This window comes from Paenibacillus sp. R14(2021), from assembly GCF_019431355.1.
Classification (GTDB): domain Bacteria; phylum Bacillota; class Bacilli; order Paenibacillales; family Paenibacillaceae; genus Paenibacillus_Z.
The window spans coordinates 475,074-487,164 of record NZ_CP080269.1; the positions used below are offsets into that span (position 1 = coordinate 475,074).

General features: G+C 50.0%; 12 protein-coding genes. All 12 read left to right on the forward strand.

Annotated elements, in window-relative coordinates; genetic code table 11:
• Positions 1-23: 23 nt before the first annotated feature.
• The 12 genes from KXU80_RS02485 (at position 24) to KXU80_RS02540 (ending at position 11,994) form a co-directional block, all read left to right on the forward strand.
• On the forward strand, positions 24-788 hold the full coding sequence (locus tag KXU80_RS02485) for a DUF3388 domain-containing protein (RefSeq protein ID WP_219836725.1): 765 nt from the start codon (positions 24-26) through the stop codon (positions 786-788).
• Positions 789-814: 26 nt separating this feature from the next.
• A complete protein-coding gene (locus KXU80_RS02490; protein ID WP_219836726.1) occupies positions 815-1,780 on the forward strand; it encodes a helix-turn-helix domain-containing protein in 966 nt (321 codons plus the stop codon).
• A 121-nt stretch (positions 1,781-1,901) separates the two neighbouring features.
• Complete coding sequence (locus KXU80_RS02495; RefSeq protein WP_219836727.1) at positions 1,902-2,390, forward strand: YajQ family cyclic di-GMP-binding protein; 489 nt, start codon at positions 1,902-1,904, stop codon at positions 2,388-2,390.
• 150 nt (positions 2,391-2,540) lie between these two features.
• The gene (rimO, locus tag KXU80_RS02500) at positions 2,541-3,869 is read left to right on the forward strand and encodes a 30S ribosomal protein S12 methylthiotransferase RimO (RefSeq protein ID WP_219836728.1); all 1,329 of its coding nucleotides are present in this window, start codon (positions 2,541-2,543) and stop codon (positions 3,867-3,869) included.
• Positions 3,866-4,450, forward strand: a complete 585-nt coding sequence (gene pgsA, locus KXU80_RS02505) for a CDP-diacylglycerol--glycerol-3-phosphate 3-phosphatidyltransferase (protein ID WP_219836729.1) — start codon at positions 3,866-3,868, stop codon at positions 4,448-4,450. The genes rimO and pgsA overlap by 4 nt, the downstream gene beginning before the upstream one ends.
• A 107-nt stretch (positions 4,451-4,557) precedes the next feature.
• Positions 4,558-5,817, forward strand: a complete 1,260-nt coding sequence (locus KXU80_RS02510; RefSeq protein WP_219836730.1) for a competence/damage-inducible protein A — start codon at positions 4,558-4,560, stop codon at positions 5,815-5,817.
• A 214-nt stretch (positions 5,818-6,031) separates the two neighbouring features.
• Positions 6,032-7,090, forward strand: coding sequence for a recombinase RecA (recA, locus tag KXU80_RS02515; RefSeq protein ID WP_308858169.1), 1,059 nt, complete (start codon positions 6,032-6,034; stop codon positions 7,088-7,090).
• An 89-nt stretch (positions 7,091-7,179) separates the two neighbouring features.
• The gene (locus tag KXU80_RS02520; protein ID WP_219836732.1) at positions 7,180-7,845 is read left to right on the forward strand and encodes a RecX family transcriptional regulator; all 666 of its coding nucleotides are present in this window, start codon (positions 7,180-7,182) and stop codon (positions 7,843-7,845) included.
• Between the two features lie 182 nt (positions 7,846-8,027).
• Entirely contained in the window at positions 8,028-9,572 is a 1,545-nt protein-coding gene (rny, locus tag KXU80_RS02525) for a ribonuclease Y (protein WP_374987771.1), read from the forward strand.
• A gap of 74 nt (positions 9,573-9,646) precedes the next feature.
• Positions 9,647-10,441, forward strand: coding sequence for a TIGR00282 family metallophosphoesterase (locus KXU80_RS02530; protein WP_219836734.1), 795 nt, complete (start codon positions 9,647-9,649; stop codon positions 10,439-10,441).
• A 245-nt stretch (positions 10,442-10,686) separates the two neighbouring features.
• Positions 10,687-10,947 (forward strand): stage V sporulation protein S, encoded by a 261-nt coding sequence (locus tag KXU80_RS02535; protein WP_028597363.1) that lies wholly within the window; start codon positions 10,687-10,689, stop codon positions 10,945-10,947.
• Positions 10,948-11,043: 96 nt separating this feature from the next.
• Positions 11,044-11,994 carry a dipeptidase gene (locus KXU80_RS02540; RefSeq protein WP_219836735.1) on the forward strand — a complete coding sequence of 317 codons (951 nt, stop codon included), beginning with the start codon at positions 11,044-11,046 and terminating at the stop codon, positions 11,992-11,994.
• Positions 11,995-12,091 lie beyond the last annotated feature (97 nt).

Here is a 12,091-nt window from a genome sequence, read left to right on the forward strand (position 1 = left end):
TCCTCAGACAGAGGTGTCATCATATGGAATTCAAACAATGGTACATGGAATACAAAATACATAAGAACCGTCCCGGCTTGCTAGGCGATATCGCTTCTTTGCTCGGTATGCTTGAAGTGAATATTTTAACGATTAACGGCGTTGAGAACCGGACGCGCGGCATGCTGCTTCAAACGAATGACGATGAGAAAATTGAAATTTTGGGCCGCATGCTTCAGAAGGTCGATAATATCACGGTGTTGAAGCTGCGCGAGCCGAAGCTCGTTGACATCTTGGCTGTGCGTCATGGCCGCTACATTGAGCGTGACTCCGACGACCGCAAAACCTTCCGATTTACGCGCGATGAATTGGGAATGCTGGTTGATTTTCTGGGGGAAGTGTTTAAAAGAGAAGGGAATCAAGTAATCGGTCTTCGCGGCATGCCCCGCGTAGGCAAGACGGAGTCCATTATTGCAGGCAGCGTCTGCTCCAATAAACGTTGGACCTTCGTTTCCTCAACGCTGCTCAGACAGACGGTCCGCAGTCAACTGTCCGAGGAAGAGATGACGAACAACAATATTTTTATTATCGACGGCATTGTCAGCACCGTTCGTTCCAATGAGAAGCACCATGCGCTTTTGCAGGAAATTATGGCAATGCCTTCAACGAAGGTTATTGAACATCCCGATATTTTCGTGAAGGAGTCTGCTTACGAGTATAGTGATTTCGATTACATCATTGAGCTTAGGAATACGCCGGATGAGGAAATTTCGTATGAATCGTTCACGATGGGCTTTAACGATTTCTAGATCTATAGAGTTGAGGAGGTGTGAGTGTGTCGGATTTGGGTGCTTTGCTTAAGAAGGCGAGGGAGCAGCGGAACTTGTCGCTCGATGATATCCAAGAGTTGACGAAGATTCGCAAACGGTATCTTGAAGCGATAGAGGAAGGCGATTACAGCGTACTTCCCGGTTCTTTCTATGTTCGCGCATTCGTGAAGAACTATGCTGAAGCTGTGGGTCTCGATGCAGATGAAGTGCTGCGGCTATACAATAAAGAGATCCCCTCGACCGTAACAGAGCAGCAAGTCATTGAGCCAATCCAGCGGCCGCGACGCGCACAGACGCAAACCTCTGATCGTATCAGCCGATGGGGATTTCGGACATTAATGTGGTCGTTTCTGCTTCTAATCATTGTGCTGGTGTATATTTATGCAATCAAGCAGCCGGGCAAGGACCATGTCGATTCCGCTGATCAGACCAAAATGACAGATGATACGAAGCCGCCTGCAACGACGCCGGATAAGGATACCGTTAAGAACGGCGACGGCACGAGTGGTAATTCGAATGGTTCTGGTACGGACAACGGCAAGAATACGGAAACGGAGCCGCCGCCTGAGGAGCAAACGCCGCCGGTCGATCAGCAGCCGCCCCCGCCAGCTGCCACAACGTTGACGCTGGACCGGACATCGGGTACAACCGATTATTACAATGTCTCGACAGGCGGTACGCATAAGATCGAATTGAAGGCAACCGGTCATGGCTGGATCGGCGTCAATAAAACAAGCCGCAAAGGGAAATCCTTGATTAGCAAAAACATGGAAGCCGGAGATACGATTTCGCTAGATGTGGACGGCGCTGTCTATGTTAACCTCGGACGGGCCGATTATGTGGAAGTGACGATTGACGGCGTAGCCATCGATGACGGCAACAAAGTCGGAGGCTCGCGCAAAATGCAGCTGACGCCTGTGGAAGACCCTGCGAAAACGACGGATACGACGAACGCGACGACAGGTCAATAGTTTTTGAGGTATTAAAGGCATCCAGGCCAGAGGTTGTTCCGGCCGGGATGCCTTTTCTTGTGCTGCGAGATGGGTTATAATACGTGACAAGTAAAGGAAAGAAAAGGAGCTGCAGAAGGTCATGGCTGAAAATTCATTTGATATCGTATCGAAAGTCGATATGCAGGAGCTAAGCAATGCAATTACGCAAGCGGAGAGGGAGATCGAAACACGCTTTGATTTTAAGGGAACCAAGAGCAGCTTCACGCTTGAGAAGGCAGATCTCGTCGTCGTCTCGGATGACGAATACAAGCTGAGTAGCGTTATTGATATTCTCCAATCGAAGATGGTGAAGCGCGGCGTACCGATCAAGAATATGGAGTTTGGCAAAGTCGAGCCGGCATCTATGGGAACGGTTAGGCAGAAGATTAAGCTCAAACAAGGCATCGAGCAGGATATTTCCAAGAAAATCAACATTTTGATCCGCGACTCCAAGCTGAAGGTGAAGAGCCAAATTCAGGGCGATTCCATTCGCGTGACTGGCAAAAGCCTCGATGATTTGCAAGCGGTCATGGCTATGCTGAGAGGGGCCGATCTGCAAATCGACCTTCAATTTACGAATTACAAATAACGAGCCGATACGTACAAAATTACATATGGAGAAGTCCCCTATGACTGCTGAAAGCTGCGGACAGAGGGGGCTTCTCCTGTTTTGACACTGCATATGCCATGTATTATACTTGTAAGGATAGCTTTACGGAGGGGTTTGGGGGATACATCGATGACAGAACGAGTGAAAGTAGTTACGTTAGGATGCGAGAAAAACCTAGTCGATTCGGAAATTATGTCAGGTTTGATTGATGCACGCGGGTATCAGCTGGTCGATCAGGCGGACGATGCTACAGTAATTATTGTCAACACATGCGGCTTTATTGACGCCGCTAAGGAAGAATCCGTAAATACGATTTTGGACATGGCGGAATTTAAGCAGACGGGTCGATTGAAGGCGCTAATTGTTTCCGGCTGCTTAACCCAGCGCTACAAGAAGCAGCTGATGGATGAGATGCCGGAGATCGACGGCATCGTCGGCACCGGAGATTTTCACCATATCACCGACATTGTCGATGAAGCGCTTCACGGTAAACGTCCGGTGAAAGTCGGCAATCCTGCTTTCGATTATGATCAGAAGCTGCCGCGGCTCGTAACGACGCCCCGGTATACGGCTTATGTCAAAATCGCCGAAGGGTGTGACAATGCCTGCACGTTCTGCTCCATACCGATAATGCGCGGAAAGTTCCGCAGCCGTTCCATCGAGTCGATTGTTGCCGAAGTGCAGCAGCTTGCCGATCAAGGCGTCAGAGAAGTGAGCCTGATTGCGCAGGACTCAACGAACTACGGTACGGATCTTTACGACAAGTTTATGCTGCCGGAGCTTCTTAACCGTGTCAGCGAAGTGGAAGGAATCGCATGGGTAAGGCTGCATTACGCCTATCCGGGCTTCTTCTCCGATGAGCTGATCGACACGATCGCTTCCAATTCGAAGGTAGTTAACTATATCGATATGCCTTTGCAGCACAGCGAGGATTCCATTCTGAAGCGCATGCGCCGTCCTGGACGTCAGCGGGATACGCGTGAGCTGGTGCAGCGGATTCGTTCGCGTATTCCGGATGTAGCGCTGCGGACTTCCATCATCGTTGGTTTCCCGGGCGAGACGGAGGAAGATTTTAATCGGTTGTGCGACTTCGTACGCGAGATGAAGTTTGACCGCCTCGGCGTATTTACCTACTCTTCGGAAGAGGATACACCTGCTGTTCGATTGCCGAACGCGGTACCTGACGAGGTAAAAGAATGGCGCTCAAACACGTTGATGGAAATTCAGCGCGAAGTGTCCAAAGAGCTGAGCGGCAAGCATATCGGCAAAGAAATCGACGTTCTCGTTGAACGCTACGACGGACGAAGCGACGTATATGTCGGCCGTTCGCCATACGACGCGCCTGAAATCGACGGCGAAGTTTTCATTTCCAACTGCAAGGCAGCGATCGGTGAAATTCAGAAGGTGCGTATTACGCATGCTTACGAGTTTGATATGTCCGGGGAGGGGCTATCGTGAACTTAGCCAACAAAATAACGATGGCTCGGATCTTCTTGGTGCCAATCATTATGGTTCTGCTGCTTATTAACGTGGATTTAAAGCCGCTGACGATCGACGGTTCCGATTTTACAATCACATGGAATCAAATTCTGGCAGCTCTCGTATTTATCGTTGCGGCGAGCACGGACGGGCTGGATGGTTATATTGCCCGTAAGAACAAGATCGTGACCAACCTCGGCAAGCTGCTTGACCCGCTGGCGGACAAGCTGCTCGTTGCAGCCGTACTCATCTCGCTGGTAGAGATGGAGAAGCTGCATGCCTGGATTGCAATTGTCATCATTAGCCGCGAGTTTGCCGTGACTGGGCTTAGGCAAATTGCGCTTCTGGAAGGTACTGTTGTCGCTGCAAGCAAGTGGGGCAAATGGAAGACGGCTGTGCAGATCACGATGATTATCGCGCTGCTGCTCAACAATTTTCCGTTTGCGTTCGTCGATTTCCCGTTTGATCAGATCTCAATCTATGCGGCGGCACTTATTACGGTTTACTCCGGAATCGATTACTTCGTCAAAAACAAAAATCTCATTCCGCTTACGGCCTAGAATGACATGTATAGCATCACTCCTTCGTTATGAGCTTGAAGGGGTGGTGCTTTGCTTTTCCCGCTTTGCATGCAGTAAATCCCTTACATAGAATTGGAGATGTTTACATGCGCGCTGAAATCATTGCTGTTGGAACGGAGCTTTTGCTCGGTCAGACCGTAAACACGAACGCAACGTATTTGTCGCAAGGTCTTGCAGAGCTCGGCATCGATGTGTATTTTCAAACGGTGGTCGGCGACAATGCCGGCCGGATTCGTCAAGCGATTGAGCTTGCGCGTACACGAGCCGATCTGATTCTGTTTACGGGCGGTCTCGGGCCAACCATGGATGATTTAACGAAGGATGCGCTTGCGGAATATCTGAACCTGCCGATTGAACTGCACAAGCCCTCCATGGATAAAATCGAGGACATGTTTGCATCGCGCGGCATTCACATGGTAGAGAGCAACCGGAGGCAGGCGAACCTCATTGAAGGCAGCGTTCCGCTCGAGAACGAAGCGGGCCTTGCGGTCGGTAATGCACTGATCGCTGCGGGAACTCATTATGTGCTGCTTCCCGGTCCTCCCCGGGAAATGAAGCCGATGTTCGACGGTCCTGCCAAAGCTTGGCTGCGCTCGATTTTGAACGAGGACCGCAAGCTATACTCCCGTCTCCTCAAATTCGCCGGTATTGGCGAATCGACCTTGGAGCAGGCGATCATCGATCTCATAGAGGCGCAGACGGACCCGTCGATCGCGCCATACGCCAAGGAAGGCGAAGTGGCCATCCGGGTGTCCACGAAAGCGCTGAGCGAGGCGGAGGCGGCAGCAAGGCTGGATACGGCGGAGGAACAGATTAAAGCGCGGGTTGGGCAGCACATGTATGCAAGGGAAGACATTACGCTGGAAGAAGCTGTGGTCAGACAGCTCCGTGCAACGAGCCGGACATTGGCAAGCGCAGAGAGCCTGACAGGCGGCTTGTTCGCGCAGCTGATCACTCGGGTTCCCGGCAGCAGCGGCGAATTTACCGGCGGCGTCGTTACGTATACTAACGTCATGAAACATCGTTTGCTCGGCATCCCTATGTCCCAATTGGAAGGTAAAGAGGCTCCTGGGGCAGTCAGTGAATCCACGGCAGCGCTAATGGCGGAGAGGGTCAGGGAGCTGGCGGACAGCGACTTTGGCGTTTCGCTGACAGGCGTTGCCGGTCCTTCGGAGTCGGAGGGGAAGCCGGTGGGGCTCGTGTATTTCGGTCTCGCCGAAAAGGGGCGACCGACGAAGGTATTCACGGCGAACTTAAGCGGGAACCGCGAGATCATTCGTGTTCGCGCCGCCAAATCGTTGTTGTACCGGCTGTGGCAGGCGTTGTCAGGTAAGGAAGAGAACTAGCTGTTACTGTAAGAATAAGCTTGCCAATGTTTTCATGATCGACTATAATCGACATTAGACGGAAGAACCGTGGCGAAGAATACTTTGCTGCGGTTCTTTTTTTATTCTCTCTTTTGGCCAAATGAGAAATAAGAATATATGTTCGCAAAAAGTCTTGTCAAAGCTGTTGAAACAAGGTATCATGAAAGTATAAATCATGAAGGATGTGAGTTCGTTGGCAGATCGTAAGGCTGCACTCGAAATGGCACTGCGTCAAATAGAGAAACAATTCGGCAAAGGCTCCATAATGAAACTTGGTGAATCCACTCATATGCAAGTTGAAACCGTGTCCAGTGGTGCGCTTGCGTTAGATATCGCCCTTGGAATCGGAGGATTCCCGAGAGGCCGCGTCATTGAAGTATACGGACCGGAATCCTCCGGTAAAACGACTGTAGCTTTGCATGCCATCGCAGAAGTGCAGCGTGCTGGCGGACAAGCCGCATTTATCGATGCAGAGCATGCGCTTGATCCTTCCTATGCGAACAAGCTCGGCGTTAATATTGATGAATTGCTGCTTTCGCAGCCGGATACAGGTGAACAGGCGCTTGAAATAGCCGAGGCGCTCGTACGAAGCGGTGCAGTGGATATCGTCGTTGTCGACTCCGTCGCTGCACTCGTACCGAAAGCGGAGATTGAAGGCGACATGGGGGATTCCCACGTTGGTCTTCAAGCCCGTCTAATGTCTCAGGCGCTTCGCAAGCTTTCCGGGGCGATCAGCAAATCGAAGACGATTGCGATCTTTATCAACCAATTGCGTGAGAAAGTCGGCGTGATGTTCGGTAATCCGGAGACGACGCCGGGCGGCCGCGCATTGAAGTTCTACTCCTCCGTACGCTTGGATGTTCGCCGTATCGAGTCCATTAAACAGGGCAATGATGTGGTTGGTAACCGTACGCGGATTAAAGTCGTCAAGAACAAAGTTGCTCCTCCATTCAAGCAGGCTGAGGTTGACATTATGTACGGTGAAGGCATTTCGAAGGAAGGCAGCATTGTGGATATCGGCGTCGAGCATGATATCATCCAGAAGAGCGGCGCATGGTTCTCCTTTAACGGCGAACGTCTGGGACAAGGCCGTGAGAATGCGAAGCAGTTCCTGAAGGATCACCACGATATTTCTGCTGTCATTGAGAAGCTGATTCGCGATGCGAGCAATGTTGCTGCGGCTTCTGCCATTAATGATGCTGTTAGCGAAGATGACGAGTCTGAGGACGAATTGGATTTGGACTTGAATTAATTCAGGGATTGATAGATCTGATATAACTTAGCGAGAAGCACCTGCTGGATAAGGGGTGCTTTTCTTGTTTAGACAGAGGGGCGAACCTATTGCTGACCATAACCGGTGTTGAACAAGATTCGAAGAAGAAGCAGCGCTATCATTTGTATGTCAACGATGCTGCAGATCCATTTACTAGCGTACATGAGGATGTCCTGATTAAATATCGATTGTTGAAGGGTCGGGAGATCGAACCGGACGAGTTGAAGCAGATTGTACATGAAGACAGCCATCACCGCGCATATATATTGGCATTGGCTTATCTAGGCGCCAGGCAGCGGACTGAGAAGGAAATTCACCGCTATCTATCCAAGAAAGAGATTGACGAGGGAGCGGCCCGCAAAGCCATAGAGCGGTTGAGCCGGGAAGGGCTTGTCAACGATTCGCTGTATGCCGATCAGTATGCGGCGCAGCGAATGCGGACACAACTGAAAGGAAGGCGCCTTCTGCAGCAAGAGCTGCTCCAACGGGGTATCAAGAAGGATACCGCGAAGCAAGCGGCGATGAATCTAAATCCAGAGTCGGAGACCGAAATTGCGATACGAGCAGGAATGAAGAAATGGCCGCATATTAAAGGAGAGCTTCGCGAGCGAAAACAGAAGCTGGCGGCATTTTTGCTGCGCAGAGGGTTTCCCTCTTCGGCTGTAAGAGATGCTGTAAAAGCTGCTGTTCTAGCGGATCAGGACGAGGAACAAGGGCATATGCTTGACAAGTGATTTTCACAAAAGATAAAATAAGTTTGTATTCTTTCTTACAGAATCGATTTTCCTTCCAAAAATTGATTCGAAACGATTATTTTCGTCAAATTAAGAATTGTATCCATCGGGTTAAAAACCGGCTAGACAACCAAATAATGTCCCAAGCGTTTGCTTAGGTGAACAACGAGGAGGTGAAGATGATGGTCCAAGTATGGGCAGTTATCCTGATCGCTCTCGTTGTTGGTGCAATTTTCTTTGGTGTCGGTTATTTTATTCGAAAATCGATCGCCGAGGCCAAAATTTCCAGCGCCGAGCAGGCCGCTAGTCAAATTATTGACAATGCGAAGAAAGAAGCCGACGCGCTGAAGAAAGAAACGGTTCTCGAGGCGAAAGATGAAGTCCACAAGCTCCGTACCGAGGCTGAGAGAGATACTCGCGAACGTCGCAATGAGGTACAGCGTCTTGAAAGACGACTTATTCAAAAAGAAGAGTCGTTGGATAAAAAAATAGAAGCGCTGGAACGCAAAGAAGAGCAAGTAGCCAACAAAGAGAAGCGAATCGAGGAGACACAAGAACAGATCGATTCCCTTTACAAGCAGCAGCTTCATGAACTGGAGCGTATTTCGAACCTGACGATGGAAGATGCGAAACAAATCATCTTGACCAACGTTGAGCAAGAAGTTCGCCATGAAACAGCTCAAATGATTAAAGAAATCGAGCAGCAAGCTAAGGAAGAAGCAGATAAGAAAGCTCGTGATATTATCTCGCTTGCTATCCAACGCTGTGCAGCTGATCACGTGGCTGAAACAACGGTATCCGTTGTTGCATTGCCGAATGAAGAAATGAAAGGCCGCATTATCGGCCGTGAAGGCCGCAACATCCGCGCACTGGAGACGTTGACCGGTATCGATCTCATTATCGACGATACACCGGAAGCGGTCATACTGTCTGGTTTCGACCCCATCCGCCGCGAAATTGCACGCACATCACTCGAGAAATTGGTTGCTGATGGACGTATCCATCCAGCCCGCATCGAGGAAATGGTCGAGAAATCGCGTAAGGAAGTGGACGAGCGCATCCGTGAATACGGAGAGCAGGCGACGTATGAAGTTGGCGTACACGGCTTGCATCCAGATCTGATCAAGATTTTGGGCCGACTGAAATACCGCACGAGCTATGGTCAGAATGTGCTTAAGCATTCCATGGAAGTTGCGTATTTGACCGGTTTGATGGCAGCAGAACTGGGTGAAGATATTACGCTGGCCAAACGTGCCGGATTGCTGCATGACATCGGTAAAGCGCTGGATCACGAAGTGGAAGGCTCACATGTCGAGATCGGCGTTGAACTGGCTAAGAAATACAAAGAGCATCCTGTTGTTATTAACAGTATCGCTTCTCATCATGGCGATTGTGAAGCAACCTCCGTTATTGCCATGCTCGTCGGCGCAGCTGATGCGTTGTCAGCGGCAAGACCGGGCGCAAGAAGAGAGACGCTCGAAACGTATATCAAACGTCTGGAGAAGCTCGAAGGCATATCGGAATCGTTCGAAGGCGTTGAGAAATCGTACGCGATTCAAGCCGGTCGCGAAGTTCGCGTCATGGTTCAACCGGATAAAATCGACGATACCGAAGCATTCCGCTTAGCGCGCGATATTACGAAGAAAATCGAGAGTGAGCTCGATTACCCAGGCCATATTAAAGTGACAGTCATCCGCGAGACGCGCGCTGTCGAATATGCCAAATAACAACATAGGAATACAATCAGAAAAGTGGCTGCTTGTCGGCCACTTTTCTGGTTTATAACAGAGAGGTTATGTGAATGAACGTATTATTTATTGGTGATATTGTTGGCAATGTAGGACGTACGGCAGTCAAGAAAGTATTGCCTGCGCTGAAATCTAAGTATAATCCGCATATTATTATCGCAAACGGCGAGAATTCGGCGGCTGGACGAGGCATTACCGCCGCGATTGTGAAAGAACTGTTTGATGCGGGCGTGCACGGTATCACGATGGGCAACCATACGTGGGACAACAAGGATATCTTTGAGTGGATCGACGATCAGCCGCGAATCGTTCGCCCCGCCAATTATGCGCCGGAAGCGCCTGGGCAAGGCGCTGCGGTAATTAAAGCAAACGGCAAGGAGCTGGCCATTATCAATTTGCAGGGGCGGACCTTTCTGCCTCCCATCGACTGTCCTTTCCGGAAAGCGGATGAACTGATCGAGGAGCTCCAGCGGCAGACCAAGAACATTTTAGTCGACTTTCATGCAGAAGCAACTTCCGAGAAGATTGCAATGGGCTGGCATTTGGATGGAAAGGCATCGCTTGTCGTCGGGACGCATACGCATGTGCAAACGAACGATGACCAAATTCTGCCAAATGGTACAGCCTATTTAACGGATGTCGGTATGGTTGGTTCGAAAGAAGGTGTGCTGGGAATGGAGCGCGGCGCCGTGCTTCATCGGTTCCTGACGCAGCTTCCTGTACGTTTTGTCGTTGATGAAGGAGACTGGCAGTTCCATGCCGTCATCGTGGACATCGACGAAGCGACCGGCAAGGCGAAGAAGATCCAGAAGATCAGGCTTACCGAAACGGAATGGCTGCTCATGTAGCAGCCATTTTTTTATTTAAAGAAGAATAGGAGCTGCATCGGCCAAGTGAAATCCTATTAACCTCGATAGAATCAGATTGGGGGAAGCGGCGTCAATCAGCAGAAACGGTCATTTTCCTCTATTAATATTCTTGCAATTCAGAAGATTTTGCGAATGGAGCGCCAGAAAGAAGGAATTTTTTCGCTTCTCTCGAATACTATTTAAATAGCGGTATTCATCCATCATTCCCGAGGAGGTACTTTTCCATGGATGTCTTAAAAGTTTCAGCAAAGTCTAATCCAAATTCTGTTGCAGGAGCGCTCGCCGGCGTGTTGCGTGAACGCGGAGCGGCTGAATTGCAAGCAATCGGGGCTGGTGCGTTGAATCAAGCGGTTAAGGCGGTTGCGATCGCAAGAGGTTTTGTTGCTCCAAGCGGAGTGGATCTCATCTGTATTCCGGCGTTCACAGATATCGTGATTGACGGTGAAGATCGGACAGCAATTAAACTCATCGTCGAACCAAGATAACACCGGTAATGCCCACATGTGAAGACTGGACCTGTTTACGACGTAGGCAGGTTTTTTTGCGTGTCTATAATCTTGATGAAATGGGGAGGTCGTGACATGACCCGGATACGAAGCGTTGATTTTCATTGTGACGTACTATGGAAGCTGCTAGAGGATCCGACACTATCGTTCATGCAAGATGAGCAGGGGAAATTGGATGTCACCCTTCCACGGCTAAGGCAAGCAGAAGCGATTCTTCAAACCTTTGCAGTCTACGTGCCTGAGCGAATAGATAAATCTATGGTTCCGATCCTGCAAAGCATCGATCTCTTCTATCGTAAAGTAGCCGCCTCGCCGAAGATGATGCTTATCCGGTCTTCACGGGACATCTCGACGCTTCAGCGAAAGAAAGGTATAATTGGTGCAATGCTTTCCTTGGAGGGCGCTGACGGACTTCAGGGCGATCTGGCGATGCTTCGCGTATTGTTTATGCTGGGGATCCGGGCGGCCGGCTTAACTTGGAATGGCGCTAATTGGGGGGCGGACGGTGTTGTGGAGCCCCGCGGCGGCGGACTGACAAAAAAAGGCCGTGCTTTCGTAGAAGAATGTAATAGATTGGGTATACTGTTAGATGTGTCGCATTTGAGCGACAGAGCGTTTTGGGATATGCTGGAAATTACATCCAAGCCCATCATTGCTTCGCATTCGAATGCACGCAGTCTTTGCCCGCATCCACGCAATTTGACGGATGAACAGATCTCGGCGCTTATCGCAAGCGGCGGCATGATTGGCGTTACGTTCGTGCCGCAATTCGTTTCCGTGCGCGTTCCTTCCGAAATTGCTGACGTGCTGCGTCACGTAGAACGGATTTGCGAGCTTGGAGGAGAGAAGCAGCTCATGTTCGGGTCGGATTTCGATGGAATCGAGACGCATGTCGAGGCGCTGTCCCATCCTGGCGAGCTGCATCATCTGCAAGACGCATTGCTTGCTGTATACACGGAAGATATCGTGAAGTCGTTCTTTTCAGGCAACGCACTTGCTTTTCTTTCAAAGCATCTGCCGGCGTGAACGAAAAATCCTATTCCAATCTCTTTACGATATGGATATAATCGAAAAGAACTATACGAATTAAAAGCTGGAATGCCTTGCAATTTCACAATCTGAG

Coding starts and splice junctions, on each gene's coding strand:
- rimO (WP_219836728.1), top strand. CDS start 2,541: ATGACAGAACGAGTGAAAGTAGTTACGTTAGGATGCGAGAAAAACCTA.
- KXU80_RS02510 (WP_219836730.1), top strand. CDS start 4,558: ATGCGCGCTGAAATCATTGCTGTTGGAACGGAGCTTTTGCTCGGTCAG.
- rny (WP_374987771.1), top strand. CDS start 8,028: ATGGTCCAAGTATGGGCAGTTATCCTGATCGCTCTCGTTGTTGGTGCA.
- KXU80_RS02530 (WP_219836734.1), top strand. CDS start 9,647: ATGAACGTATTATTTATTGGTGATATTGTTGGCAATGTAGGACGTACG.
- KXU80_RS02495 (WP_219836727.1), top strand. CDS start 1,902: ATGGCTGAAAATTCATTTGATATCGTATCGAAAGTCGATATGCAGGAG.
- KXU80_RS02535 (WP_028597363.1), top strand. CDS start 10,687: ATGGATGTCTTAAAAGTTTCAGCAAAGTCTAATCCAAATTCTGTTGCA.
- KXU80_RS02540 (WP_219836735.1), top strand. CDS start 11,044: ATGACCCGGATACGAAGCGTTGATTTTCATTGTGACGTACTATGGAAG.
- KXU80_RS02485 (WP_219836725.1), top strand. CDS start 24: ATGGAATTCAAACAATGGTACATGGAATACAAAATACATAAGAACCGT.